Raw genomic sequence first — 25,202 nt, forward strand, 5'->3', positions numbered from 1 at the left:
TATGGACGAACATCTCGATCCGCTCTGGTATAAAGACGCAATCATCTACCAGTTGCACATCAAATCCTTCTGCGACGGCAATGGCGACGGCATCGGCGATTTCGCCGGCCTGAACCAGAAACTCGACCATATCGCATCGCTCGGCGCGACCGCCATCTGGCTCCTGCCATTCTTCCCCTCGCCTCGCCGCGACGATGGCTACGACATCGCCGATTACGGAAATGTCAGTCCCGACTACGGAACGATGGAGGATTTCCGCGCCTTCGTAGACGCTGCGCATCAGCGCGATTTGAAGGTGATCATTGAACTGGTCATCAACCACACATCCGATCAGCATCCCTGGTTCCAGCGGGCGCGACAATCGCCGCCGGGCTCCCCCGAACGCGATTTCTATGTCTGGTCCGACACCGACCAGAAATTCCCGGAAACGCGGATCATTTTTCTCGACACCGAAAAGTCCAACTGGACATGGGACACGCAGGCCGGCGCCTATTACTGGCACCGCTTTTACTCGCATCAGCCGGATCTGAATTTCGACAATCCCCTGGTGATGGAAGAGCTTCTCAGCGTCATGCGCTTCTGGCTGGAGACCGGTATCGATGGTTTCCGCCTCGACGCCATCCCCTATCTCGTCGAGCGAGAGGGAACCAACAACGAGAACCTGCCGGAAACCCATGACATCCTGCGCCGCATTCGCGCTGCGCTCGATTCCACCCATCCCGGCGTGATGCTGCTGGCCGAGGCCAATCAGTGGCCGGAGGACACGCGCGACTATTTCGGCGAAGGCGACGAGTGCCACATGGCGTTCCACTTCCCGCTGATGCCGCGCATGTATATGGCGATCGCCAAGGAGGACCGCTTTCCGATCACCGACATCATGCGCCAGACGCCGGAAATTCCGGACAATTGCCAATGGGCGATCTTTCTGCGCAATCACGACGAGCTGACGCTCGAAATGGTGACCGACGCCGAGCGCGACTATCTCTGGAACATCTACGCCGCCGATCGCCGCGCCCGCATCAATCTCGGCATTCGCCGACGGCTTGCGCCGCTGATGGAACGCGATCGCCGCCGCATCGAGCTGATGAACGCGCTGCTGCTGTCGATGCCGGGAACACCGGTCATCTATTACGGCGACGAGATCGGCATGGGCGACAACATCTATCTCGGCGACCGGGACGGCGTGCGCACGCCGATGCAATGGTCGCCGGACCGCAACGGCGGCTTCTCGCGGGCCGACCCGGCGCGTCTGGTGTTGCCCGTGATCATGGACCCGCTCTACGGCTACGAGTCGCTGAATGTGGAGGCCCAGAGCGTCGATGCGCATTCGCTGCTCAACTGGTCGCGGCGGATGCTGGCCTTGCGGCGCAAGCACAATGCCTTCGGGCGCGGCAAGCTGACCTTTTTGACGCCGCAGAATCGCCGCGTACTGGCTTATCTGCGCGAACATGAAGGCGAGACCATTCTGTGCGTCAACAATCTGTCGCGGCTGCCGCAAGCGGTGGAGCTCGACCTCTCCGCCTTCCAGGGGCGCGTTCCAGTGGAGCTGACGGGGATGTCGCCCTTCCCGCCGATCGGCCAACTGACCTATCTGTTGACGCTGCCGCCCTATGGTTTCTATTGGTTCCAGCTCGCGGCAGAGGCCGAAGGACCGGTGTGGCGGACCGAGCCACCGGAACAATTGCCCGATTTCACCACATTGGTGATGCGCCGCAATTTGGTCGACCTGCTCGATGATCAAAAGAGCATGACGGCTCTGAGCCGCGACATCCTGCCCGCCTATCTCGGCAAACGGCGCTGGTTCGGCTCCAAGGGCGAACGGATGGTGAGCGCCGAAATCGTCGCCGCCAGCGAAATGCCGTTCTCCAACGACCTCGTGCTGGCGGAACTGCGCGTACAGCTGGAAGGTCATGCGGAGACCTATCTTCTGCCGCTGGCGTTGGCCTGGGACGATACGCAGCCGCAGGCGTTGGCCCAGCAATTGGCGCTGGCCCGCGTGCGCCATGTCCGAAGGGTCGGCTTCCTCACCGATGGTTTCGCCGCCGAGGCCCTGGCGCGCGGCGTGGTTCGTGGCTTGTGCGAGCGCTCCGTGCTGTCGAGCAAGACGGGCTCTCTGGAATTTCTCGGCACCGAAGCGCTCGACTGCATGAGTCTCGTCGACGACATGCCGATCCGCTGGCTGTCGGCAGAGCAATCCAACAGTTCTCTGATCCTCGGCGACATGGCGATGATCAAGCTCATCCGGCATATTTTTCCGGGCATCCACCCCGAAGTCGAGATGACCAGGCATCTGACCAAGATCGGCTACGCCAACACGCCGCCGCTTCTCGGCGAGGTCGCGCGCATCGACGCCGAGGGCGAGCGCTACACGTTGATGATCGTCCAAGGCGCCATTCGAAATCAGGGCGACGCCTGGACCTGGATGCTGAACGAACTCCGGCATCGCCTGGAGGACGTGATCGTCAACGCTTCCGGCGAAGAGGAGACCAGTGACGAGGAGCGAGATCCGTTCAGCGGCTTGATCGCCGTGGCCGCCGTCGTCGGCAAGCGGCTGGGCGAGCTGCATGCGGCGTTGGCGCTGCCGAGCGACGACCCGGATTTTGCGCCAACGACGGCGAGCGAAGCCGAGGCGGAAACCTGGCGGAAAACGCTGCAGAAGGAACTCGGCGATTGCCTTGATCTGTTGTCGGATGTCAGGCCGCATCTCGATCCGGCCTGCGCCCAATATATCGATCCGCTGCTGGAACAACGGGATAGGCTGATGGAGGCGGCGTCCGCTCTGTCACGCTCCCTCGTCGGGGCGCTCGAGACGAGAGTGCATGGCGATTTCCATCTCGGCCAGGTGCTCGTCGCCGAAGACGATGTCTACATCATCGACTTCGAAGGCGAACCGGCGCGGGCGCTTTCGGAACGGCGCGCCAAAACCAATCCGCTCCGCGATGTCGCGGGACTTCTGCGCTCGATCAGCTATCTCGCCGCCTCGGCCGGATCGGACCGCGACACGGCGGCGGAAACCAGCGAGGATCACCGGACCAAGCTGACCGAACAGTTTGAACGTGAAGCGGAAACCGCATTCTTCGACCATTACGCCGCTGCGCTCGAAGGCAACGAGGCGCTCGCGCTGTCGCCCGAACGGCGAGCCCGCCTGATCGACCTGTTTCTGCTCGAAAAGGCGGCCTACGAAATCGGCTATGAGGCCCGCAACCGGCCCCAATGGCTTCCCATTCCGCTCAAGGGCTTCTCGGCCATTGCCAACAGACTGATGGAGGCGCATCGATGACAGCGCAGAACTTTCTCGGCGCGATCGATCCGCATGCGATCGCAGCGCTGGTCGACGGCCGTCATGGCGACCCGTTTTCCATTCTCGGCAAACACAAGGTCGGCGAGCAAACCGTGCTGCGGGCTTTGCTGCCCGGTGCGATGCGTGTCGATATCCTCGACGCCGACACCGGCGCGGAAGTGGGTCAGGCGGAGATCGTTCACCCTGGGGGACTTTTCGCCGGACCGATGCAGCCGGTCAATCGCTATGTCATGCGCATTCACTGGCCGGATGCGGTGCAGGAAACCGAAGACCCTTACTCCTTCGGCCTGCTGCTCGGCGAGCTCGACCTGCATCTCCTCAGCCAGGGCACGCATTACGATCTTGGGCGGACGCTCGGCGCGACGGTCACCGATGTGGGCGGCGTGCCCGGCGTGCGATTCGCCGTTTGGGCTCCCAATGCGCAACGCGTTTCCGTGGTCGGCGATTTCAACAGCTGGGACGGACGGCGTCATCCGATGCGGCTGCGGCGCGACGCCGGGATCTGGGAATTGTTCGTGCCGCGCCTCGGTCCGGGCGACCGCTACAAATACGAGATCATCGCCCCCTCGGGCGAAGTCCTGCCGCAAAAGGCCGATCCGATCGCTCGTTCCAGCGAAGCCGCGCCCGCCACGGCCTCGATCGTCGTCTCCAGCACTCCCTTTTCCTGGACTGACGAGGCATGGATGCGCAACAAGCGCGAACATCGCGACCTCAACGCGCCGATGTCGATTTATGAAGTCCATCTCGCATCCTGGCTCAGGGTCGCCGAGGAGGGCAATCGCTCGCTCAACTGGATCGAGCTGGCGCAACGGCTGATCCCCTATGTTCAGGATCTCGGCTTCACGCATATCGAAATGCTGCCGATCATGGAGCATCCCTTCGGCGGCTCCTGGGGTTATCAGCCGCTCGGGCTCTTTTCGCCGACCGGCCGACATGGAACGCCGGAAGATTTCGCCTTCTTCGTCGACCGCTGCCACGAGGCGGGCATCGGCGTTCTGCTCGATTGGGTGCCGGCGCATTTCCCGACCGATGTCTGGGGCCTGGCGCGCTTCGACGGCACCGCGCTCTATGAGCACGAAGATCCGCGCGAAGGCTTTCATCGCGACTGGAACACGCTGATCTACAATCTCGGCCGCAACGAAGTGAAAGGTTTCCTCATCGCCTCGGCGCTGGAATGGCTGGATCGCTTCCATATCGACGGACTGCGCGTCGATGCGGTCGCCTCCATGCTCTACCGCGACTATTCGCGCGACGCCGGCGAATGGATTCCAAACCAATATGGCGGGCGCGAAAATCTCGAAGCCGTTGAATTCTTCAAGCATCTCAACAGCATCATCCGACAGCGCGCGCCGCATGCGATCACGATCGCCGAGGAATCGACCGCCTGGCCGGGGGTGACGGCGCCGGTCGACCAAGGGGGCCTCGGCTTCGATTTCAAGTGGAACATGGGCTGGATGCACGACACGCTCGAATATATGCAGAAGGACCCGATCTATCGCGCCTATCATCAGGGGCAGATGACCTTCGGCATGGTCTATCAGTATACCGAGCATTTCGTGTTGCCGCTGTCGCATGACGAGGTGGTGCATGGCAAAGGCTCGCTCTATGGCAAGATGCCCGGCGACGACTGGCAGAAGCTGGCCAATCTTCGCGCCTATTACGGGTTCATGTGGGCGCATCCCGGCAAGAAACTGATGTTCATGGGCGGCGAACTCGGTCAACGCACCGAGTGGAGCCATGATGGCTCGGTGCATTGGGATCTCCTCGACGAGCGCGGTCACGGCGGCCTTCAGCGCGCCGTTGCCGATCTCAACCGCATTTATGCGCAGGAGCCGGCGCTGCAGTTCGGCGACCTCGACAGTCGCGGCTTCGAATGGGCGGCCACCGACGATGCGAAGAACTCCGTCATCGCCATGCTGCGTTACTCGGAAGATAGAAACGAGGCGGTGCTCGCGGTGTCGAACTTCACGCCAACGCCAAAGTCCGGCTACCGCATCGGCGTTCCCTTCCCAGGCCGTTGGACTGTAGTCTTCAACAGCGACGCGGAAATTTATGGCGGATCGAACCAGGGCGTCGTCGAAGCCTGGGCGGATCAGGAAGCGAGCCATGGGCGCGACTTCTCGATCGTGCTGACGCTTCCGCCGCTGGCGACCGTATATCTGAAGGGATCGCCCGAAAGCTGACGGCGAAGCGGGAACAAAACCGAACGGATTCCGTTGTTTTTCCGCGAGCGCGGAAATGCAAGGGGAGACGCGGTTTTCATGGGCATCAGGACGGCTTCGGAGCCCAGTCTCCGGCACTTCCTAACCGGCCTCGGCCGGGCGGCAGGCGGCGCGATCATTTTTGCACTGCCGATGCTGATGACCATGGAGATGTGGGCGCTGGGCTTTACGCTCGACGTCTGGAAGCTTTGCCTGCTGCTGGTCGCCACGATCCCGCTTCTGCTCGGCCTGTCCTACTATGGCGGCTTCCGGCGTACTTTTTCGTTGAAGGACGATCTCGCGGACGTCTTTGTCGGCATGTTGATCGCCGGACTGATGTCGACCTTCGTGTTGTGGTTGTTCGGCGTCCTGACTCTGGAAACTTCGCTCCGGGAGGCTATCGGCAAGATCGCCGTTCAAGTCGTGCCCGGCGGCATCGGCGCCATGCTGGCGCGCAGCCAGTTCGGCGGGGATTCCGCGACCGACGATCTCCGGCGCGAAAGATCGTCCTATTGGGGCGAGCTCTTCATGATGGCGACGGGCGCGCTCTTCCTCTCGTTCAACGTCGCGCCTACCGAAGAGATTATCCTCATCGCCTTTCAGATGGACGCCTGGCGGGAGGCGGCGCTCGCGCTGGCGTCGCTGCTCCTCATGCACGTCTTCGTCTACGTCTCCAACTTCAAAGGCGGCGATGAGCGCGGCGCAGCCTCGCATCTCTCGATGTTCCTGCGCTTCAGCCTAACGGGCTACGTGCTGTCGCTTCTGATCAGCATGGCGATGTTGTGGATCTTCGGACGCAGCGACGGCTTGAGCTTCTATTCTTTCCTGAGCGCCGCGCTGGTGCTCGGGTTTCCCGCCTCCATCGGCGCGGCGGCGGCGCGCCTCGTGCTCTAGACGAGTTCAAAGGAGATCGACATCATGACGGATAAGTCTGAAGATCAGGAAGACCTGCCCGACGACACGCCTTTCGCGGAATGGTTGCTCGCCGCAATTTCGGCCTTATTGTTCATCGGCGGCTTCGCCTATCTCGTCGCCCATGGGGTTGCCGGCGGCGATGGCCCGGCTGATCTCCGGATCGTGCATATGTTGGCCCAGCAGGATCCGCGTCGGGTGGATTTCACCCTCGTCAACATGGGCCAAAAGACGGCGGCGCAGGTTCAGGTCAAGGGTCAGGTGCTGGAGAAGAACGGCGCGGTGGCGGAGGAGAGCCATGCCGTGATCGATTATGCGCCCGAGGGCTCTAGCGTTCAGGGGAGCTTGGCATTCTACCGCGACATCCGGGGGCTCGAGTTTCGCATCACGACCGAAGGCTTCAACGAACCGTAGAGTGAAACATGCCGCAGCGGGCGCAGCCGATTGCCTCGATACCGAAGGCCGCATCGTGTCTGATGGAACCCTGAGAGACGATTGGCTCCGGAGCACCTGTCGGATTGGAAAGGCGCGGCTAATAGGGATCATCTCGCTACCTCGCCTCCCAGGGCTATACGGAACGCGTCGGGTTCTAACTGCAACGCCATTGGAGGTGAAGGAAAGGAAGGATCGTTCTCCCTCGCGCCGGGCCAGGGGGAGTCCAAACCCGGCCAAGATCCGCAATCTACGCGCGGGAGAACGATCAGCAAGCAGGAAGCTCGGGGGGAACAAGGGGGGCAGTCCACTTCCTGCGGGGGCTCAACGAGATCGAACAGGAAAGGTTCCCCGGCGCCGCGAGAATATGGCGATTAATCCAGTTTATTTTTTAATCATTGTCCCGCCGCGCGCCTTGGCGCATCCTGCTCGACCTGGCTCGGGATATCGTCGACCGGACCGAACAGGTATTCATCGTCGTCTTGCACTCTCGATTCGTCTTCGGCCTCCGACTGCGTCACGAGTTCGGCCTGGGACGGATCATCCGCCTGCACCGCAATCGCCTGATCGACGTCTTCATCGACCTCTGGGTCGTCGGCGGGGTCAGGATCTACAGCGTTTTGCATCTTCAACTGCGCCACCACGCCGTCGATCGCGCCGAGGGCCTCGTCCGTGCTCCATCCGGCGGCGTTGGCATTGGCGATCATTGTCTGGATCGCGCGATCGAACGCCCCGGTCAGCGCCCTCATGCGCCTTTCATTCAAGTCTTTGGTCATTTGCCTCTCCTTTTGCCACATCAACTCCGTAGGATTTTCGAAGTTCCGGAGGAGGCGATCTGGCGGGAACCGAAGAGGAGGCAAAGCGGTTTTACCTATGGAAAGACCGCGCCGACGACGGTCTCGATGAGAAAGAGGAAATCCTATGGCGAGCAAAGACGATTTTCGAAACGACCGAAATCGCGAACGGACCTATCGAGACCGTGAGCGCTTCGACGTCGACCCGTTCTACGGGGCCCGTGGCTATCCCGATTGGGATCGCACCGGCTCCTTCCGTGAACGCGAGCGCGAGGATGTGAATTTCGCTGACGATTGGCGCCAGAAATCTCCCGGCTTCGGCCGCAACGACGCAGGCTACGCGCAACCCGAATATCGCTATCGGGAACGGGATAGAGACGATAACGGCCGCCGCTATGGCGATCGCGAGGAAAAGCGCGATTTCATCGATCGCGCTTCGGACGAGGTCGCCTCATGGTTCGGCGATGAAAACGCCGAACGTCGTCGCGAACAGGACAAGCATCGCGGCAAGGGCCCCAAAGGCTATATACGCCGCGACGAGCGCATCCTGGAAGACGTCAACGACCGTCTGATGCAGGATCCCTACCTCGATGCGTCCGAGATCGAGGTGATGGTCGCTCAGGCTGAGGTGACGCTGACCGGCACTGTGGAAAGCCGCCAGGACAAGCGCCGGGCCGAAGATCTCGCCGATTCCGTCTCCGGCGTCGCGCATGTCCAGAACAACATCCGTGTCAAAACGGGAACAATCGCCAATATCGTGAGTTGAGGCGTTTGTTCGGCGGGCTCAACGAGCCCGCCTCCCAGGAGCGAGACATGCCCGCAAGATCGAAAGCCCAGCAGAAGGCAGCCGGTGCCGCCCTCGCCGCCAAAAGGGGCGACGCGCGTGAAAGCCAACTGCGCGGGGCCTCGAAGAGTATGGCGGCCTCCATGTCCGTGAAAGAGCTTGAAGATCTGGCGTCCACCCCACGGAAGGGGAAGCCGGAACATGTGTCCAAAGATTGACCCGCGACAAGTTGTGCGTAACGTCGGGAAGGAAACATTATGACTGGCCTGTATCCCCAAATCATCTGGGACGTCATCGATCGCAGCATCACCATCATCGATGGCGATCGCGTCGTCGACCTGCGCGAGCGTTTTCGGAACCGAGAAGACGGCATTCGCGCGGCAGAGACCTATTGCCGCCGTCACATGCGGCGTGAGGCCGACGCAATCCGTGTCGCCGGCTGAACCGACAGCATTTCGCGATTTTCGGGAAAGTAGAAACGCGCCGCGACCCAAGCGAAAGTTTTGAGCCGGGCGCGACAGACGATCCCGCGATCATAGGCGCGGATCAGCAGCGACACAAATTTTTCCTGCCGCTCCCTGCATGCCGGATACCATTGCTCCGTCTCCAACTCTCGGATGACGCTGCGCAAGAAGGAAACTTCCGAGCCGGCAAAAACGCCTGGGCTATGGATCTGGGTGTGTAGCGACATTCATCGTCCTCCCACACCGCATCAGGCGAAACATGCTACAGCGGCGCTTCGTATTTGTGGCTCATTTATGTCGCAAATGAAATAGCAAATATTAGCCCCCTGCATTTTGAGGGTTTTCTCCATTCCAACTTCCTCGCGCGCGAGGAAGAACACTGGACGCAGGACTATGACTTCCTGGACGATCCGGGCTCTGCCATCTTGCGATGGGCGCTCGCCAGCACGCCCGACGGCGTGACGTTGGCGATCGCCGCCTGCAACTTGTTCTTGACGCCGCTGACAATATCGCCCTCGCCATTCATCATGGCGCGGAAACCGGTCTCCGCCACGTCGGCGGGGTCGTCTTTCTCGGATTGGCCGATATTCGTGTCCAGCAATCCCGCACGCTCGAAGAACCGCGTTTCGGTGGCTCCCGGCATCAGGCAGGTGACGGTGACGCCGGTGTCCTTCAGCTCTTCGCGCAGCGCGAAAGAGAAGCTGTTCAGGAACGCCTTCGACGCATTGTAGACCGCCTGGAAGGATCCGGGCATGAAGCCGGCAATCGACCCGGTGATCAGGATGCGGCCGTGTCGCTGCGCCCGCATCATGCCGCCGACGGCGTGGAGGAGTTCGAGCGTGCCGGTGACGTTGGTGTCGATCACATGCCTGATATCGACGATGTCCTGATCCAGAAAGGCATGGCCCAGGCCGCAGCCGGCATTGGCCATCAGGAGTTCCGGCTCAGCGCGGTTGGCGGCGATCTTGTCCACCAGTTGCGCCACGCCGGCCGAGGTCGAGAGATCTGCCATGATGGAGGTGACGGTCGCGCCACTGGCGCGGAGATCTTCGGCTGCGGTGTGAATCGCCTCCTCATCGGCGGCGATCAGCAAGTCATAGCCTTCGCGGCCGGCGACCCGGGCCAGTTCCAGCCCGATGCCGGTGGATGCGCCGGTGACGACAGCGAGTTTACCCATGCTCATAGCCATGTTCGTTCTCCTTATGGCTTGAGGACGACTTTGATGCAGCCATCCTTCTTGTCTCGGAACGTCTTGTAGAGTTCGGGGCCGTCTTCGAGAGAACCGCGATGGGTGATTACGAAGGACGGGTCGATCTCGCCCTCGGCGATACGGCGCATCAATTCCGGCAGATAGCGTTGCACCGGCGTCTGGGCCATGCGGAAGGTCAGGCCGCGATTGATCGCCGAGCCGAACGGGATCTTGTCGAGGAAGCCGCCATAAACGCCGACGATCGACACGGTTCCAAAATTGCGGCAGCAATGAATGGCCTGGCGCAGCACATGCGGCCGGTCGGTGCCCATGAAGGTGGCGACCTTGATGCGGTCGACGACCGAGTCGAAGCTCGCCACCGGCGAGGCTTCCGTGCCGACGGCGTCGATGCAGGCGTCTGCGCCGCGACCGCGGGTCAGTTCCATGATCCGGTCATAGATGTCTTCATCCATGAAATTGAGCGTGACGGCGCCGGCGGCGCGGGCAAGCTCGAGGCGCTCGGCGACGGTGTCGATGGCGATGACGCGCTCCGCGCCGAGCAGGAAGGCCGAGCGGATCGCCATCTGGCCGACAGGACCGCAGCCCCAGATCGCGATCGTGTCGCCCGGCTGGATGTCGCAGAAATCGGCGGCCATATAGCCCGTGGGGAAGATGTCGGAAAGGAACAGGACTTGCTCGTCCGTCAGCCCGTCCGGCACCTTGATCGGTCCGACATCGGCATAGGGCACACGCAGATATTCGGCCTGGCCGCCCGAATAGCCGCCCAGCAGATGAGAATAGCCGAACAGGCCGGCGGGCGAATTGCCCCACATGGTCCGCGCCTTCTCGTGATCGGGATTGGAGCGTTCGCAGGCGGAGAAATAGCCGCGCTTGCAGAAGAAACACTCGCCGCAGGAAATGGTGAACGGCACGACGACGCGATCGCCGACCTTGAGCGTGGTGTTGTCTTTGCCGACCTCGACGACTTCGCCCATGGTCTCGTGGCCGACGATGTCGCCGCTATGCATATCGGGGATCATCCCGTCGAAGATATGCAGGTCGGAGCCGCAGATGGCGCAGGCCGTGACCTTGATGATGGCGTCGCGGCCATGCTGGATTTTCGGGTCGGGCACGCTTTCGCAGCGAATGTCGGATTTCCCATGCCAGGTCAGGGCTTTCATCATCTTCTCCTCGGTTGATGAGCGGCGAAGGCTCAAGGCGGTCCAACCGGGCAATCGTGAAAGCGTTCCCATCGAGATCAGCATCATGCCGATACGAAAAAGCGCGCCGGGGGAACGGCGCGCTTTTGCAGGCTGAGCTGGAAACGGATCAGTGGACGCGGGAGCCCGACTGTTCTTCTTCCTGCATCATCGCCTTGTCGGCGGAGACAGACAGATGAACACGGTTTTCCTGGACTGTCTCGACCAGCGACATTTCGATGAAATGGTGGTGGCCTTCATGTCCGGCGCCGTGGCTGTCAGCCTTGGTGAGCTTGATCCGATCGCCTTCGACGCGGTCGACCGTGCCGACATGCCGGCCGTCTTTGCCGATCACTTCCGCATGTTCTCTGATGTCGTGAATTGCCATGATCGTTCTCCTTGATGGTTCGCATCAGGAAAACGCGGAACGGCTCGTTTAGATCCAATCCGGTCAGATGATGGTGGGACGGCCGCCATTCTTGGGAATGAATTCGAGCGTCAGCCGGATCTCGACGATCGGGCGGCGGATCTCGTCGAACACCTCGACCGCGATCATGTTGAGCGGCTCGCCCGGCAATCCATCCAAAGCCATCTCGGCGAGCGCCTTGCGGCCCTCTTCGACGGCTTGGGAGTCGTTGTCGAACTCGTAGGCCTTTTCGGCCGGCGACGCGCCGTCGCGGTCCAACACGGAAAAGAAATATTTGGGCATGGGCGACACTCCTGGTATCGCCCGTAAACACATGACCTTGAAGGCGGTTCCGTTATTTCCGCGCCGCGAGCGCCGCTTTGAGCGCCCGCACGGTTGCTTCGTCCGTACGACGGTTCTGGCGGGGGCTGAAGCCCAGCGACACGACGCGGTCATCCGCCTCTTCGACCGTGGTCGAAAGAGAGCCGTGAACCTCGCGGACCGGCAGCCGGTCGAGGATTTCGCCTATGCTGGCGGGCGTCACGCCGGAGCCCGGCATGATGGAAATGCGGCCATCGGCGAGCCGGACGGCTTCCGCGAGATCATCGAGTCCTTCAGGCGCGGTTTTCGCTCGTCCGGAAGTGAGGATGCGCTCGAAGCCGTAATCCACCGCGAGTTCGATCGCGGCGGCCATATCCGGCACGAAGTCGAAGGCGCGATGAAGCGTGCGCGGCATGCGGCCGACCGCGTTGGAGAGTTGGCGCAGAGCCTTTGCGTCGAGCGCGCCGGTCGCGAGATTTGCCCCGATCACCACGCCTGCAATCCCGGCGGAGGCGGCGAACTGGATGTCCTCGCACATCAGGTCGAGCTCGCGCTGGGTATAGACGAACGCGCCGATGCGCGGGCGGATCATGGCGTAGACGGGAATGGGCGATTTCGCGGCCGCGCTCATCAGGCCGGCTGAAGGCGTCAAACCTCCGGTTGAAAGCGCGCTACAGAGTTCGATGCGGTCGGCTCCCCCGGAAATGGCGGATTCCAGTCCCGCCAGATCATCCACGCACACTTCCAGCAGAATTTCGCTCATACGCGCCTTCACTCCATCCCAACGCCGCCGCGCCGATCAAGCCCGCATCGGGTCCGCATTGGGCCCTGACAACCAGCGGTCGGTGGGAAACGCCGAGAACCCCGGGTTTCGTTTTCCGATCGATGTTAGATAGGAGCTTTTCGGAATTTGCAAGGCCTCCGCCCACGGGCGCGATTTCGGCCCCGGTGATATTGATGGCGAGCGCGAGAAGACGGGCGACGAGATCGCTATAGATGTCCACCGTCCGCCCGGCGGCGACGTCGGCGGCCTCCCAGGCGGACAGGATCGCATGGCTGTCGGCTTCCTTGCCATGAAGATGGCGGTGCAGCGCCTCCAGCCCCCTCGCGCCGCCAACCGTGTTCAGGCAGCCCTCGCGACCGCAGCCACACTCGAAGGCGGGAATGAGCACCGGCGGATCGCCCGCGACGGCCGGCAGAAAGGCGCCGTGGCCCCATTCGCCGGCAAAACCGCCGGCGCTGTTGACCAAGCGTCCACCGCTGACCAGGCCGCCGCCGACGCCGGAGCCCAGAATCACGCCGAACACGACATGACGGCCGCGACCCGCGCCCTCGGCCGCTTCGGCGAGCGCAAAACAATCGGCGTCATTGGCGATCAGCGCGGGCAGTCCGAGCGCCGCTTCCAGCGCAGGAGCGAGGATGGTCTGGTGCAGCGCCGGGATATTCGCGCAGGTCAAGCGCCCGCTGTCGCGATCGACGACGCCGGTGAGCGAGATCGCCAGAGCCTTTGGTCGCGCCGGCGCGGCGGCCGCCAGTTCCGCCAGTGCGGCGATGAAAGCGTCCAGCGATCTCGACGGCGTTGCGACCCGACCGAGAGGCGCGAGGCTACCCGGGGCCGAAGACCACGCCGCCTTGATGAAGCTGCCGCCGATATCGAGGGCGAGGATCATGCCCCCGCCTACCTCATCGCCTTGCCGGCCGCGTCGAAGCGATGCAGCGCGGCGGCGTCCGGAGTCATATGGACGATCTCGTCGGGGGAATAGGGATGTTCACCGAACATCCGGACAGTGATCATGCCAACCGCATCGGATTCGATATAGACGATCGTGTCGGCGCCGAGATGCTCGACATGCACGACCTTGCCGGACCACGTCCCACTGTCGCGGGACAGCGTGATATGCTCGGGTCGGACGCCGAGAGTCTGATAGCCGCTCTCGCCCAATCTGCCGGCCTCGACGAAATTCATCTGCGGCGAGCCGATGAAACCGGCGACGAACAGATTGGCAGGCCTATTGTAAAGCTCCATCGGCGAGCCGACCTGCTCGACCGCGCCGGCGCTCAACACCACGATCTTGTCGGCCAGCGTCATCGCTTCGACCTGGTCATGCGTGACATAGATCATCGTCGCCTTGAGGCGGCGATGGAGCGCGGCGATTTCGAGCCGGGTCTGCACGCGCAAAGCGGCGTCGAGGTTGGACAGCGGCTCGTCGAACAGGAAAAGGCTCGGCTCGCGCACGATGGCGCGGCCGATGGCGACGCGCTGGCGCTGGCCGCCCGACAGTTCCGCCGGCCGCCGTTCGAGGTAAGGCTCGAGCGACAGCATCGTCGAGGCCTTTTTGACTTGCTCGGCGATCACGCCCGCCTCGACGCCCGCCTGTTTGAGGCCGAGCGCCATGTTGTCGCGCACCGTGAGATGCGGGTAGAGCGCATAGGACTGGAAGACCATGGCGATGCCGCGCTTGGCGGGGGGCGTCACCGTCACATCCTTGCCGTCGATCAGGATCTGGCCGGACGAGATATCCTCGAGGCCGGCGATGGAGCGCAGAAGCGTGGACTTGCCGCAGCCGGAGGGGCCGACGAAAATCACGAATTCGCCGTCGGCGACATCGAGATCGATGCCCTTGAGCACTTCGAGCGGGCCATAGGCCTTGCGCACCGATTTCAGTTTCAGATTACCCACTGGAAGTCTCCGTTCAAAGCGCGATCTGCTGGCCGGTGCGCACGCTCTCGTCGGCGGCGAGGCAGATGCGCAGCGATTGCACCGCGTCCTGCATATGCCGATCGAGATCGAGATCCTCGCGGATCGCCTTGAGCACGAAAGCCTGTTCGAGATCGCAAAGGTCCTGATGGCCGGGTTCGCCCGCCATCTGCAGGAATTCGTCGCCGCTGACAAAACGGCCATCCGGACCGGTCGTGGCGGGGTGGCGGCGGATGACCGAGGTCTTGGTGTGGGTGTCGATATCGTCGGACTTGGCGTTGGGATCCATGACGATGGAGACGCAGCCCTTGGGGGTGATGATGTCTTTGACGAAAAAGGCCGTCTCCGACATCATCGGGCCCCAGCCCGCTTCATACCAGCCGACCGAGCCGTCCTCGAAGGTCACCTGAAGATGGCCGTAATTATACATGTCCGGCGCGATCTCGTCCGAGAGCCGCACGCCCATGCCGCGCACGCTGACGGGCTTGGCGTCGGTGATCTGGCACATCACATCGACATAATGCACGCCGCAATCGACGATCGGCGACGTCGTCTGCATCAGCGCCTTGTGCGTTTCCCAGGCCTTGCCGGAGGACTGCTGGTTGAGGTTCATGCGGAAGACGTAAGGCGGTCCCATCTCGCGGGCGAGTTCGATCAGCTTCATCCAGGAGGGGTGATGGCGGAGGATATAGCCGATCACCAGTTTTCTGCCGGTGGCGCGGGCGCAGGCGACGACGCGCTCCGCGTCGGCGACCGTGGTGGCGAGCGGCTTTTCCAGGAAGACGTGGCAGCCCGCTTCCATCGCCTTGATCGCATAGGCGGCATGGCTGTCGGAATAGGTGTTGATCGAGCAGAGGTCGGGCTTCAGCTCGGCCAGCGCGTCGTCAAAGTTCGGCCTGATCGCATGGCCGGCCAGAAGCTCCGGCAGCTCGACTTGCGAGCGATTGACGAGGCCGACAATCTCGAAGCCGTCATTCTTAGCGTAGGATTGCGCGTGGCTGAGCCCCATATTGCCGAGGCCGGCGACGAGAACCTTGATCTTGTTCATTTGACTGCTCCTGCCGTGATGCCGCGAATGAGCTGGCGCGAGAAGATGACATAAAGGACGAGAACCGGGGCGATGGCGAGCGACAGCGCCGCGAGCACCGCGTTCCAATTGGTGACGAACTGGCCGATGAAGATCTGCGCGCCGAGTGTGATCGTCTTGGTCGCTTCAGACGGCGCGAGGATCAGCGGGAACCAGAGATCGTTCCAGATCGGGATCATGGTGAAGACCGCGACCGTGGCCATGGCGGGGCGCACCAGCGGCAGCACCAGCCGGAAGAAGATCTTGTATTCGCTGAGCCCGTCGATGCGGCCGGCGTTCTTGAGATCGTCGGACACGGTGCGCATGAATTCCGACAGGATGAAGATGGCGAGCGGCAGTCCCTGGGCAGTGTAAACCAGGATCAGCGCCGTCCGCGTGTTGACGAGGTCGAAAGCCACCATGCCCTGGAGAATTCCGATCGTGCCCAGCCGGATCGGGATCATGATGCCGAGCGCCATATAGAGGCCGAGCAACGTGTTGCCGCGAAACCGGTATTCCGACAGCGCGAAGGCCGCCATGGCTCCAAACAGCAGGACCAGCGCGATCGACACGACGGTGACGATCAGCGAATTCATCAGATAGATCTGGAAACTGCCGCCACTCAAGACAGTGGTGTAGCCGATGAGATCGAAAGTGTCCGGCAGCGGCGGCTGCATGGGATTGCGAAAAATGGCGTTGCGCGACTTGAACGAGTTCATGATCGTCAGGACCACCGGAAACAGCGCAATGGCCGTATAGGCGATCAGCACGGCATGGGCGGCGGCGGCGCGACCAAAGGAGGAGCGGGTTTTCGACATCGTGATCTCCTCAGAACTGATAGCGGCGCATGCGACGCTGGATGGCGAAGAGATAGAAGGCGACGCCGGCGAGAATGATCAGGAACATCACGGTGGCGATGGTCGCGCCCATCGAGCGGTCGCCGAGCTGAAGCTGGAAGCCGAAGAAGGTGCGGTAGAGCAGAGTGCCGAGAATGTCCGTCGATCCATCCGGCCCGGCAAGCGCGCCCTGCACCGTGTAGATCAGGTCGAAGGCGTTGAAATTGCCAACAAACGTGAGGATCGAGATGATGCCGATCGACGGTAGGATCAAAGGCAGCTTGATCTTCCAGAACTGGCTGAATCCGGTGATCCCGTCGAGTTCGGCGGCCTCGATCACTTCGTCCGGAATATTGAGCAGGGCGGCATAGATCAGCATCATCGGGATGCCGACATATTGCCAGACCGAGATCAGGGATACGGCAATGAGCGCGGAGTTGGGCTTGCCGAGCCAAGGACCGAACATGAATTTCAGGCCGACCGTGTCGAGCAGGAAGGGCGTGACGCCCCAGATGGGCGACAGAATCAGCTTCCAGATGAAGCCGACGATCACGAAGGACAGAAGCGTCGGCATGAAGATGGCGGTTCGGTAGAAGCTCGCGAATCTGAGCCTGGGGATCGACAGAAGCGCCGCCAGCGCCACGCCGATCGGGTTCTGCACCAGCATATGGATGATGAAGAATATGACGTTGTTCTTCAGCGCGTTCCAGAAGCCATCAGCCCATTTGGGCTCGCCGAACAGCGTCGCGAAATTGCCGAGACCGACGAAGGCCTTCTGCCCGTCGACTTCGTTGAAGAAGGACAGCCAGAGCGTGCTCCCCAGCGGAATGATCATCACCGCCGTGTAGATCAACACCGCCGGCATGAGAAAGACGGCGATATGCCAACGGACAGGCCGCCGCGGCGGGGCTTCGGGAAGTGTGTCGACGTCCATTTGGCTCGTCCAGGTCTAGGTGTAGAGGGGATATGGTTGCCCGTGCTTCGCCCCTCATCCCCCTGCCGGGACCTTCTCCCCCAATGCGGGGAGAAAGAGGGTGTGGCAAGGCCGGCGCTCCATCAGCCTTCTCCCCGCGAGCGGGAAGAAGGTGGCGGCAGCCGGATGAGGGGCGGAGCTCAGACGTCAAAGATGGCGGCGCGAAGCCGCCAGTCTCAAGCTTACTTCGCGGGCTTGTACCAGCTGTCGAGGCCCTTCTGGAGCTTCTCGGCGGCGACTTCGGGCATGTCGGTGCCGTTGATCACATTGGCCGATTCCACCCAGGTCTCGTTTTCGAGGTTCGGGGTGCCGCGCGACAGGATCTGGTAGGTCGAGCGGATGGTCGACTGGCACTTTTCGCGCCAGGAGACGAATTCCTGGGCGAGCGGATCCTGCATCTTCACGGCCGTCTTGTTGAGGCTGAAGAAGCCCGGCAGCGAGTTGGCGTAGAGATCGGCGAATTCAGGCGAGGCGACCCAGGTCAGAAAGGTCTTGGCCTGTTCCGCATGCGGGCCCTTGGCGTTCATGCCGATGGCGATGTCGGTGTGGTCGGAGATGTAGCACTTGTCGCCGTCCTTCTGCACCGGCGGCGGGAAGGCGCCCATCTTGAACTGAGCCTGCGTGTTGAAGCCGCCGATTTCCCAGGAGCCGGCCGGATAGATGGCGGCGCGGCCGAGCGTGAACAGGTTCTGGCTGTCCGGATAGGTCTGGGCTTCGAAGCCGTCGCCGAGATAGGGCTTCCACTTGGCGAGCGTCTTGTAGGGCTCGACCCACTGGGCGTCGGTGAGCTTCTGCTCGCCCTTGATCAGCGCCAGACGACCTTCTTCGCCCTTCCAGTAGTTCGGGCCGATGTTCTGGTAGCCCATGGTCGCGGCTTCCCAGAGATCCTTGGTGCCCATGGCCATCGGGATGAAGTTGCCGTCGGCCTTGATCTTTTCGAGGGCGGCGAAGAACTCCTCTTCGGTCTTCGGCGGGGTGATGCCGAGCTGGTCGAAGGCGTCCTTGTTGTAGATGAAGCCGTGGATGACCGAGGCCATCGGCACGCAGAAGGTGGCCGCGCCGTCATCGGTGGTCCAGGCGGACTTGGCGACGTCGGAGAAATTCTCCATGCCGGCATTCTTGGTGATGTCGGCCAGATAGCCCTTCTTGTAGAGATCGAGCGAAGCGTCGAACGGGCGGCAGGTGATCAGGTCGCCGGCCGAGCCGGATTCCAGCTTGGCGTTGATGGCGGAATTGTATTCGGTCGGCGCCATCGGCGAGAAGACGACCTTGATGCCGGGATTCTTGGCTTCGAAAGCCGGGATCAGCTTGTCCTTCCAGATCGACAGGTCGTCATTGCGCCAGCTCTCGATGGTGAGCGTGACATCCTCGGCGCTCGCAGCCCCGGCATAGCCGAGAATGCTGGCGCTCAGGAGCAGAGCCTTGATTGCAGTGCGGGTCATATTGTTCTCCCTCTTCTTCACGCCACCATGGCGTTCTTGAACCCAGTTTTAAGCATGACCGAGAAGTTTGAGCGCGGCGCGCACATTTGCGCTTGTCCGGCTCAGGATTTCCTCGGCTTTAGATTTGTCTTTCGCGCCGGCTGCGAGCACGATCGCGGTCTTGACCGCGCCGCCGGCGGCCTTGATCGCCTCCGTGGCCTCGACGACGCCGACACCGGCGACGGCCGACACGATGCCGGCGGCGCGCTGTCGCAATTTTTCGTTGTCGGCAAATAGATTGACCATGCGTCCATCATGCACATGGCCGAGCTGAATGGCCATCAGCGTCGAGATCATGTTGAGCGCGATCTTCTGCGCCGTGCCGGCGCCCATGCGGGTGGAACCCGACACCATCTCCGGCGGCGTCTCCAGAAGGATCGCAGCGTCGGCGAGCGCCAGGAGCGGCGTGCCGGCATTGTTGGCGATGGAGACGATGCGCGCGCCCAGAGATTTTGCTTCTTCGGCCAGCGCCAACGTGTAAGGCGTCGAGCCGCTCGCGGAAACGCAGATCAAGCAGTCGCCTTCTGACACGGCCCGCCGCGCGTCGGCGCGGGCGGCGTCGAGATCATCCTCCGGCGCTCCGGCGAGATTGAGCAGGCTTTCGGCGCCGCCGGCCAGCAGCACCTCTATCCGATCACGCGGAATGCCGAAGGTTCCCGGCAATTCGAGCGCATCGGCCATCGCCATCAAACCCGAGCTGCCAGCGCCGGCATAGACGAGACGACGCCCGTCCCGCAGGGCCTCGGCGGCCAGACGGGCCGCCTCGGCGATCGCCGCCAGCGCTCCTGCAGGAGACTTGGCTGCCTCTGCCTGCGCGGCGGCGAGAAGCGACAGCGCATCGAACGGGGAAAGGGTGTCTATCCCATTCGCCTTTTCATGCAGCGCCTCTGTCGTCCGCTCAGCCATGCAATTGTCTCCTCAGTGCCGGCAATTAATGCCAACAAAATACCAATTGTCCAGCAGGAATTTACGAAAGGTAAAATTTCACGCTCTCCTGTCAGCTGTCCACATGATTTCACCTTTGAATCATTTGGTTAATTTTTAACGGCCGATTTTTTTGCCGAGCCCGCTTGGATATTGGTATTTTTTTGGTATTGTCTCTTCAGGAGGCGAGCGATGGCCAGATATTTCGTTGGAATTGACGGAGGCGGGACGAGTTGCCGTGCGGCGGTCGCAGATGCGGCAGGCCGCATTCTCGGCATGGGCAAGAGCGGCTCGGCAAACATCATGACCTCGGCCGACATCGCCTTGGCCAGCATTTCCAACGCCAGCCGCGAAGCTTTCGCCAGCGCCGGACTGAAGGAAGCCGCCATGTCGGACGCTTCCGCCTTTCTGGGCCTCGCCGGCAACAATGTCGAGGACGCCGTCGTCGCAGTATCCTCCCGCCTGCCTTTTGCGCGCTCGGTGATCGATTCCGACGGGCTGATCGCGCTCGAGGGCGCGCTCGGCGAGGGGGATGGTTCGGTCGCCATTCTCGGCACCGGCAGCATTTTCATCACCCGGCTCGGGACGGAGATCCGCTATCTCGGCGGCTGGGGCTTCGTGATCGGCGATTTCGGCTCCGGCGCGCGACTCGGGCATGCAGCCTTGCAGGAAGCGTTGCTCGCTTATGACGGCATAGCGCCGGTTTCGCCGCTGACCAACTCCATTCTGGTTGAGTTCGACCACAATCCGCCGCGAATGGTGGCCTTCGCCAAGACGGCGAGTCCCGGCGAGTTCGGCCGATTCGCGCCGCGCATCTTCGAATTCGCGAGACTGGGCGACGAGACGGCGTCCCGCCTCTTGGCCAACGCCGCCGCCCAGATCGACGCCGGTCTCGACCGGCAGGCCGAGATCAGCCGGGGTGGCCGGCTGGCGCTGCTCGGCGGACTGGCCGCGCTTTATGCGGATCATCTGGCGCCCCGCCATCGTGATCGCCTCATCCAACCCAAAGCGGACGCTTTGACCGGCGCCGTGGCGCTGGCCGTCAGGCGCTTCCAGGCGGAGGCGGCGCATGGGTGAGCAACTGGCGGATCTGCTGCCGCTCGGCGCGCTGCAGAACGAGGGTTCCGGCCCGCTATACGTCAAGCTGCGGCAATGGCTCGAGGAAGCGATCCATGAGGGCCGCCTCGCCCACGGCCAGGCCCTGCCGCCCGAACGCGATCTCGCCGACTATGCGCAAGTGAGCCGCGTCACGGTGCGCAAGGCGGTGGACGAACTGGTGCGCGACGGCCTCCTGAGCCGCAAGCATGGCTCCGGCACATTCGTGATGAAGCCGGTGGCGCGCATGCAGCAGCCGCTGTCGCGACTGACCTCTTTCTCGGAAGATATGGCGCGGCGCGGCTATTCCACCCGCTCGGAATGGCTGGAGCGCGGCCTCTTCCACCCCTCGCCCGACGAGATGATGAAACTCGGGCTCAAGGTGGACATGATGGTGGCGCGGCTCGCGCGGCTTCGCATCGCCAACGAATTGCCGCTCGCCATCGAGCGCGCCTGCCTGTCTTCGGACATTCTACCCGATCCGATGCAGGTGACCACCTCGCTCTACGCCGAACTGCAGCGGCTCAACGCCAGCCCGGCGCGCGCCGTGCAGCGCATCTGGGCCGTCAATGTCGGACGCGAAGAAGCCGGCCTGCTCGGCGTGCCGGAAGGCTCCGCCGGGCTTGCGATCGAGCGCCTCTCATATCTCGCTTCGGGCCGGGTGGTGGAATTCACCCGCTCCCTCTATCGCGGCGACGCCTATGACTTCGTCGCCGAAATGACGCTCACCGACGCGTGAGCCCCAAACAGGATGACCACGATGACGACCCATATGCGCCAGGAAATCAACGAGATCCCGACTGCGGTTTCCCGGCTTCTCGACCGGCAGGGCCCGAGCCTGCGCGACGCCGGACTGGCGCTGAAGGCGGCCGACCCCGCCTTCCTGGTGACCATCGCCCGCGGCTCCTCCGACCATGCCTGCCATTTCCTCAAATATGCCGTGGAGCAATATGCCGGTCGCGCCGTGGCGTCGATCGGCCCGTCGCTAGCCTCAATCTATGGCAAATCGCTGCGCCTGAACGGCGCGGCCGCTATCGCCGTATCGCAATCCGGCAAGAGCCCCGACATCGTCGCCATGACCAAATCGGCGCGCGACGCCGGCGCGGTGACGATCGCGCTCACCAACACCCTGCCCTCGCCGCTGTCGGAAGCCTCGGATCACGCCATCGACATCCAGGCCGGCCCCGAACTCGCGGTCGCTGCCACCAAGTCCTATGTCAGCTCCATCGTAGCCGGACTGGCCGTGCTCGGTGAATGGACCGACGACGTCGATCTCGCCCGCGCCGTCCGCGACCTGCCGGAAACGCTGAACCGGGCGCTGGCGCTGGATTGGAGCCCGCTGCAGGCGGCGCTCGGCGGGGCTGATTCGCTCTATATGCTCGGCCGAGGACCGGCGCTCGCCATCGCCTCGGAGGCGGCGCTGAAATTCAAGGAAACATCCGAGATTCACGCCGAAGCCTATTCCAGCGCCGAAGTGCTGCATGGACCAGTAGCGCTGGTCGGCAAGAAATTCCCGGTCGTCGGCTTCGCCTCCCGCGACGCCGCCACCGCCTCCACCGTCGCCACCCTCGACGATCTCGCGCGCAAGGGCGCGGCGGCCTTCGTGACCGGCGACGGCGCCGACGCAGCCGCTGAATTGCCGGCGGCGCGAACCGGCCATCCGCTCACCGACGCCCTGGCGCTGATCATTCCCTTCTACGGTTTCGTGGAGGCGTTTTCACGCTCGCGCGGCTTCAATCCCGATGCGCCGGCGGCGCTGAAAAAAGTGACGGAGACCCATTGATGGCCCTGACCGCGATCGAAAACGCCCGGATCTTCGACGGCGAAACCTGGCATGAAGGCGAGACGCTCCTCATCCGCGACGGCCGCTTCGCAGGCTTTTGCGGGGACGGCCAAGCGACGTCGGACGCGGAGCGCATGGACGCAGCGGGCGGCGTGATCGTTCCCGGCTTCATCGACCTGCAGGTCAATGGCGGCGGCGGGGCGATGTTCAATGACGACCAGAGCGTCGAGGGCATCCGCCGGATCTGCGCCGCCCATGCCCGCTTCGGCGCCACCTCGCTGCTGCCGACGCTGATCACGGATACGCCCGACATTACCGCAGCCGCCATCGAGGCGGGTCTTCAAGCGAAGGCGGAGCATGTGCCCGGCTTTCTCGGCCTGCATCTCGAGGGGCCCCATCTGTCGGTCGCACGCAAGGGCGCCCATGACCCAAACCTCATCCGCCTGATGACGGAAGAGGATCTGACGCGGCTCGAAGCGGTCGGCCGCCGTTTCGACGCCATCATGATCACGATTGCGCCTGAGAATGTCACGGAAGATCAGGTCACGCGATTGACGGCCGCCGGCTACGCCGTCAGCCTCGGCCACACCAACGCCAGCTACGAGACGGCGGAGCGGTATGCGAGGGCGGGCGCGCGCTGCGCGACGCATCTCTTCAACGCCATGAGCCAGATGGAGAATCGCAGCCCCGGCCTGGTCGGCGCGGCGCTCGATCTCGGCGCGCTCAATGCCGGAATCATCGCCGATGGCCATCACGTCCACAAGGGCGCGATGTCGGCGGCGCTCAGGGCCAAGCGCGGCCCCGGCCGCATCTTCGTGGTTACCGATGCAATGTCGACCATCGGCACCGACCTGACGGGCTTCACCCTGAACGGCCGCCAGATCTACCGGACCGACGGCAAGTTGACGCTGGCCGACGGCACGCTCGCAGGCGCCGACATCGACATGTTCTCCTCGGTCCGCTTTCTGATCGACAGTGTCGGACTGTCGCTGGAGGAAGCCGTCAGGATGGCGAGCGTCTATCCAGCGGAGGTCATGGGGGTACGTGAAAACAAGGGACGTATTGCTGTCGGATGCGACGCCGACTTCGTGATCTTGAACGCCGCCGCCACGCAACTGAGCTCGACATGGATAGCCGGAACATGCGTCCATGTGACCTGAAGCGACCGGCCGACCATGGTTGCAAATAAAAATATTGTGCGATAGTCAGTACGAATTCGTTACAGCACGGGTTGATTTCATGAAGTCGGGATCGGGGAGAAAGCTTCTGCGCCTTTTGTGCGCGCTGCTGCTCGTCATGCTCGGCTTTGCGCATAAGCCTGCGCCGTCCATCGCCGGCGAGACGCCCACCGGTGCGATTTATGCGCTGCCTGACGGCTCCATCGCCGATATCTGCTACGGCGATGACGAAGATGGCGCCAAGAAACACGCTCTCGGCCAGGGATGCGACGCCTGTCGTCTCGCCGCGAGCACGATCCTTCCCGTCGTCGATGTCGACATGCATGTTCCGAAGCCGGATCTGCAGGCCACCGTCTTCGCGTGGGACGAAGCGTTTCAACGCCTGCTCCTGCCTCCCTCCGCATCCCCGCGCGGACCGCCTTCCCGATCCGATCTCGTTTGAGCCCGGCGCGTTTCTGCGCCGATTTCTGAGATTCGGATCCGGAAGCGTGGCCTAGGCCCACAATCCGGCATCCAAAGCCGGATGAAGCCATGCATATGCTCGCTATCGCCACGCCGGGCGCAAGCCCAGCAACCCGACGCCTTCGCGCGGCGTCGAAACACAATCATTTTCTAGAGCCGCGTCAGACGCTGCCCATCGATGCGACGACGGAGTTGCTGACCCTCGAAAGCGGCTGCCTCGCCCTTTCGCACTATCTCCCGGACGGTCGGCGGCAGATATCCGATATCGTCGGACCCGGACGCGTGTTCTCGATCGGGGCGGATTGCCGCGCCGAGTCGCTCACCTACAGCTCGGTCATGCCGGCCGACATGGCGAGCGACGCTTACGCCTCTCAAGGCCGCCTGATGCTGGCGCGCATGCAGGCGCATGCGCTTCTGCTGGGTCGGAAGACTGCGGCAGAGCGGGTGGCCACCGCCGTGCTCGATCTCGCGCGACAATTCGCGCCGCGCGACCGATCCTCGCGGCCGTCGCGCGCCACCTTCATTCTCTATCCGACCCGCGCCGACCTGGCCGACTGGCTGGGCCTGACGATCGAAACGATCAGCCGGACGCTGAACAGCTTCAAACGGACGGGATTGATCGGCTTCGATCGACCCGAACGGATCACCATTCTCAACCAAATCGCTCTCGAACGGACGGCCGGGGGCCATGCCGCGTGAGGGG

At 62.8% G+C, this 25,202-nt stretch carries 26 protein-coding genes; 13 read left to right on the top strand and 13 right to left on the bottom strand.

Annotated elements, in window-relative coordinates:
• The first annotated feature begins 1 nt into the window (after position 1).
• From treS to OCK01_RS14215, 4 genes are all read left to right on the top strand, one after another.
• The gene (gene treS / locus OCK01_RS14200) at positions 2–3,280 is read left to right on the top strand and encodes a maltose alpha-D-glucosyltransferase (protein ID WP_263824495.1); all 3,279 of its coding nucleotides are present in this window, start codon (positions 2–4) and stop codon (positions 3,278–3,280) included.
• Entirely contained in the window at positions 3,277–5,484 is a 2,208-nt protein-coding gene (glgB, locus tag OCK01_RS14205) for a 1,4-alpha-glucan branching protein GlgB (RefSeq protein WP_263824496.1), read from the top strand. Before treS ends, glgB begins: the two co-directional genes overlap by 4 nt.
• A gap of 78 nt (positions 5,485–5,562) precedes the next feature.
• Positions 5,563–6,396 (top strand): TIGR02587 family membrane protein, encoded by an 834-nt coding sequence (locus OCK01_RS14210; protein WP_263824497.1) that lies wholly within the window; start codon positions 5,563–5,565, stop codon positions 6,394–6,396.
• 24 nt (positions 6,397–6,420) lie between these two features.
• Positions 6,421–6,828 carry a hypothetical protein gene (locus OCK01_RS14215; RefSeq protein WP_263824498.1) on the top strand — a complete coding sequence of 136 codons (408 nt, stop codon included), beginning with the start codon at positions 6,421–6,423 and terminating at the stop codon, positions 6,826–6,828.
• Between the two features lie 413 nt (positions 6,829–7,241).
• Here the strand turns inward: OCK01_RS14215 and OCK01_RS14220 are convergent, their stop codons facing one another.
• Positions 7,242–7,595 carry a hypothetical protein gene (locus OCK01_RS14220; protein ID WP_263824499.1) on the bottom strand — a complete coding sequence of 118 codons (354 nt, stop codon included), beginning with the start codon at positions 7,593–7,595 and terminating at the stop codon, positions 7,242–7,244.
• A gap of 172 nt (positions 7,596–7,767) precedes the next feature.
• On the opposite strand from OCK01_RS14220, the gene OCK01_RS14225 reads away from it, so the two are divergent.
• Genes OCK01_RS14225 through OCK01_RS14235 form a run of 3 tightly spaced genes read left to right on the top strand, consistent with a single transcriptional unit; the run spans position 7,768 to position 8,867 of the window.
• Positions 7,768–8,406 carry a BON domain-containing protein gene (locus OCK01_RS14225; RefSeq protein ID WP_263824500.1) on the top strand — a complete coding sequence of 213 codons (639 nt, stop codon included), beginning with the start codon at positions 7,768–7,770 and terminating at the stop codon, positions 8,404–8,406.
• A gap of 47 nt (positions 8,407–8,453) precedes the next feature.
• Positions 8,454–8,642 carry a DUF3008 family protein gene (locus OCK01_RS14230; protein WP_263824501.1) on the top strand — a complete coding sequence of 63 codons (189 nt, stop codon included), beginning with the start codon at positions 8,454–8,456 and terminating at the stop codon, positions 8,640–8,642.
• Between the two features lie 39 nt (positions 8,643–8,681).
• A complete protein-coding gene (locus OCK01_RS14235; protein WP_263824502.1) occupies positions 8,682–8,867 on the top strand; it encodes a hypothetical protein in 186 nt (61 codons plus the stop codon).
• A gap of 412 nt (positions 8,868–9,279) precedes the next feature.
• Here the strand turns inward: OCK01_RS14235 and OCK01_RS14240 are convergent, their stop codons facing one another.
• From OCK01_RS14240 to OCK01_RS14295, 12 genes are all read right to left on the bottom strand, one after another.
• Positions 9,280–10,077, bottom strand: coding sequence for an SDR family NAD(P)-dependent oxidoreductase (locus tag OCK01_RS14240; RefSeq protein ID WP_263824503.1), 798 nt, complete (start codon positions 10,075–10,077; stop codon positions 9,280–9,282).
• An 11-nt stretch (positions 10,078–10,088) separates the two neighbouring features.
• A complete protein-coding gene (locus OCK01_RS14245; protein WP_263824504.1) occupies positions 10,089–11,258 on the bottom strand; it encodes a zinc-dependent alcohol dehydrogenase in 1,170 nt (389 codons plus the stop codon).
• Between the two features lie 148 nt (positions 11,259–11,406).
• Positions 11,407–11,664 (bottom strand): DUF2171 domain-containing protein, encoded by a 258-nt coding sequence (locus tag OCK01_RS14250; protein ID WP_263824505.1) that lies wholly within the window; start codon positions 11,662–11,664, stop codon positions 11,407–11,409.
• 63 nt (positions 11,665–11,727) lie between these two features.
• The gene (locus OCK01_RS14255) at positions 11,728–11,985 is read right to left on the bottom strand and encodes a DUF6894 family protein (protein WP_182827340.1); all 258 of its coding nucleotides are present in this window, start codon (positions 11,983–11,985) and stop codon (positions 11,728–11,730) included.
• A 52-nt stretch (positions 11,986–12,037) separates the two neighbouring features.
• Entirely contained in the window at positions 12,038–12,766 is a 729-nt protein-coding gene (locus OCK01_RS14260; protein ID WP_263824506.1) for a copper homeostasis protein CutC, read from the bottom strand.
• The gene (locus tag OCK01_RS14265) at positions 12,732–13,673 is read right to left on the bottom strand and encodes an ROK family protein (RefSeq protein ID WP_263824507.1); all 942 of its coding nucleotides are present in this window, start codon (positions 13,671–13,673) and stop codon (positions 12,732–12,734) included. The genes OCK01_RS14260 and OCK01_RS14265 overlap by 35 nt, the downstream gene beginning before the upstream one ends.
• Positions 13,674–13,681: 8 nt before the next feature.
• Positions 13,682–14,683: an ABC transporter ATP-binding protein gene (locus tag OCK01_RS14270; RefSeq protein WP_263824508.1), complete on the bottom strand. Its 1,002-nt coding sequence runs from the start codon at positions 14,681–14,683 to the stop codon at positions 13,682–13,684.
• Between the two features lie 13 nt (positions 14,684–14,696).
• Positions 14,697–15,749 (bottom strand): Gfo/Idh/MocA family protein, encoded by a 1,053-nt coding sequence (locus OCK01_RS14275; protein ID WP_263824509.1) that lies wholly within the window; start codon positions 15,747–15,749, stop codon positions 14,697–14,699.
• Entirely contained in the window at positions 15,746–16,585 is an 840-nt protein-coding gene (locus tag OCK01_RS14280) for a carbohydrate ABC transporter permease (protein ID WP_263824510.1), read from the bottom strand. The genes OCK01_RS14275 and OCK01_RS14280 overlap by 4 nt, the downstream gene beginning before the upstream one ends.
• Before the next feature lie 10 nt (positions 16,586–16,595).
• Positions 16,596–17,537 carry a carbohydrate ABC transporter permease gene (locus tag OCK01_RS14285; RefSeq protein ID WP_182827342.1) on the bottom strand — a complete coding sequence of 314 codons (942 nt, stop codon included), beginning with the start codon at positions 17,535–17,537 and terminating at the stop codon, positions 16,596–16,598.
• 221 nt (positions 17,538–17,758) lie between these two features.
• A complete protein-coding gene (locus OCK01_RS14290; RefSeq protein ID WP_263824511.1) occupies positions 17,759–19,018 on the bottom strand; it encodes an ABC transporter substrate-binding protein in 1,260 nt (419 codons plus the stop codon).
• Between the two features lie 48 nt (positions 19,019–19,066).
• Entirely contained in the window at positions 19,067–19,963 is an 897-nt protein-coding gene (locus OCK01_RS14295; RefSeq protein WP_263824512.1) for an N-acetylmuramic acid 6-phosphate etherase, read from the bottom strand.
• A 210-nt stretch (positions 19,964–20,173) separates the two neighbouring features.
• On the opposite strand from OCK01_RS14295, the gene OCK01_RS14300 reads away from it, so the two are divergent.
• The 6 genes from OCK01_RS14300 (at position 20,174) to OCK01_RS14325 (ending at position 25,198) form a co-directional block, all read left to right on the top strand.
• Positions 20,174–21,058 (top strand): BadF/BadG/BcrA/BcrD ATPase family protein, encoded by an 885-nt coding sequence (locus tag OCK01_RS14300; protein WP_263824513.1) that lies wholly within the window; start codon positions 20,174–20,176, stop codon positions 21,056–21,058.
• Positions 21,051–21,815, top strand: coding sequence for a GntR family transcriptional regulator (locus OCK01_RS14305; protein WP_182827346.1), 765 nt, complete (start codon positions 21,051–21,053; stop codon positions 21,813–21,815). The genes OCK01_RS14300 and OCK01_RS14305 overlap by 8 nt, the downstream gene beginning before the upstream one ends.
• 21 nt (positions 21,816–21,836) lie before the next feature.
• Positions 21,837–22,859, top strand: coding sequence for an SIS domain-containing protein (locus OCK01_RS14310; protein ID WP_263824514.1), 1,023 nt, complete (start codon positions 21,837–21,839; stop codon positions 22,857–22,859).
• Positions 22,856–24,019, top strand: coding sequence for an N-acetylglucosamine-6-phosphate deacetylase (nagA, locus tag OCK01_RS14315; RefSeq protein ID WP_412179013.1), 1,164 nt, complete (start codon positions 22,856–22,858; stop codon positions 24,017–24,019). The genes OCK01_RS14310 and nagA overlap by 4 nt, the downstream gene beginning before the upstream one ends.
• 79 nt (positions 24,020–24,098) lie before the next feature.
• Complete coding sequence (locus OCK01_RS14320) at positions 24,099–24,479, top strand: hypothetical protein (protein WP_263824516.1); 381 nt, start codon at positions 24,099–24,101, stop codon at positions 24,477–24,479.
• Between the two features lie 89 nt (positions 24,480–24,568).
• Complete coding sequence (locus tag OCK01_RS14325) at positions 24,569–25,198, top strand: helix-turn-helix domain-containing protein (protein ID WP_263824517.1); 630 nt, start codon at positions 24,569–24,571, stop codon at positions 25,196–25,198.
• The last annotated feature ends 4 nt before the right edge of the window (positions 25,199–25,202 follow it).

This window comes from Rhizobium sp. TRM95796 (genome assembly GCF_025779995.1).
Taxonomy (GTDB): domain Bacteria; phylum Pseudomonadota; class Alphaproteobacteria; order Rhizobiales; family Rhizobiaceae; genus Rhizobium_E.

Coding starts and splice junctions, on each gene's coding strand:
- OCK01_RS14290 (WP_263824511.1), bottom strand. CDS start 19,018: ATGACCCGCACTGCAATCAAGGCTCTGCTCCTGAGCGCCAGCATTCTC.
- OCK01_RS14215 (WP_263824498.1), top strand. CDS start 6,421: ATGACGGATAAGTCTGAAGATCAGGAAGACCTGCCCGACGACACGCCT.
- OCK01_RS14280 (WP_263824510.1), bottom strand. CDS start 16,585: ATGTCGAAAACCCGCTCCTCCTTTGGTCGCGCCGCCGCCGCCCATGCC.
- OCK01_RS14240 (WP_263824503.1), bottom strand. CDS start 10,077: ATGGCTATGAGCATGGGTAAACTCGCTGTCGTCACCGGCGCATCCACC.
- OCK01_RS14255 (WP_182827340.1), bottom strand. CDS start 11,985: ATGCCCAAATATTTCTTTTCCGTGTTGGACCGCGACGGCGCGTCGCCG.
- OCK01_RS14230 (WP_263824501.1), top strand. CDS start 8,454: ATGCCCGCAAGATCGAAAGCCCAGCAGAAGGCAGCCGGTGCCGCCCTC.
- OCK01_RS14295 (WP_263824512.1), bottom strand. CDS start 19,963: ATGGCTGAGCGGACGACAGAGGCGCTGCATGAAAAGGCGAATGGGATA.
- OCK01_RS14250 (WP_263824505.1), bottom strand. CDS start 11,664: ATGGCAATTCACGACATCAGAGAACATGCGGAAGTGATCGGCAAAGAC.
- OCK01_RS14275 (WP_263824509.1), bottom strand. CDS start 15,749: ATGAACAAGATCAAGGTTCTCGTCGCCGGCCTCGGCAATATGGGGCTC.
- OCK01_RS14235 (WP_263824502.1), top strand. CDS start 8,682: ATGACTGGCCTGTATCCCCAAATCATCTGGGACGTCATCGATCGCAGC.
- OCK01_RS14305 (WP_182827346.1), top strand. CDS start 21,051: ATGGGTGAGCAACTGGCGGATCTGCTGCCGCTCGGCGCGCTGCAGAAC.
- OCK01_RS14325 (WP_263824517.1), top strand. CDS start 24,569: ATGCATATGCTCGCTATCGCCACGCCGGGCGCAAGCCCAGCAACCCGA.
- OCK01_RS14310 (WP_263824514.1), top strand. CDS start 21,837: ATGACGACCCATATGCGCCAGGAAATCAACGAGATCCCGACTGCGGTT.
- OCK01_RS14300 (WP_263824513.1), top strand. CDS start 20,174: ATGGCCAGATATTTCGTTGGAATTGACGGAGGCGGGACGAGTTGCCGT.
- OCK01_RS14260 (WP_263824506.1), bottom strand. CDS start 12,766: ATGAGCGAAATTCTGCTGGAAGTGTGCGTGGATGATCTGGCGGGACTG.
- OCK01_RS14285 (WP_182827342.1), bottom strand. CDS start 17,537: ATGGACGTCGACACACTTCCCGAAGCCCCGCCGCGGCGGCCTGTCCGT.
- treS (WP_263824495.1), top strand. CDS start 2: ATGGACGAACATCTCGATCCGCTCTGGTATAAAGACGCAATCATCTAC.
- OCK01_RS14220 (WP_263824499.1), bottom strand. CDS start 7,595: ATGAGGGCGCTGACCGGGGCGTTCGATCGCGCGATCCAGACAATGATC.
- glgB (WP_263824496.1), top strand. CDS start 3,277: ATGACAGCGCAGAACTTTCTCGGCGCGATCGATCCGCATGCGATCGCA.
- OCK01_RS14245 (WP_263824504.1), bottom strand. CDS start 11,258: ATGAAAGCCCTGACCTGGCATGGGAAATCCGACATTCGCTGCGAAAGC.
- OCK01_RS14320 (WP_263824516.1), top strand. CDS start 24,099: ATGAAGTCGGGATCGGGGAGAAAGCTTCTGCGCCTTTTGTGCGCGCTG.
- OCK01_RS14225 (WP_263824500.1), top strand. CDS start 7,768: ATGGCGAGCAAAGACGATTTTCGAAACGACCGAAATCGCGAACGGACC.
- OCK01_RS14210 (WP_263824497.1), top strand. CDS start 5,563: ATGGGCATCAGGACGGCTTCGGAGCCCAGTCTCCGGCACTTCCTAACC.
- OCK01_RS14265 (WP_263824507.1), bottom strand. CDS start 13,673: ATGATCCTCGCCCTCGATATCGGCGGCAGCTTCATCAAGGCGGCGTGG.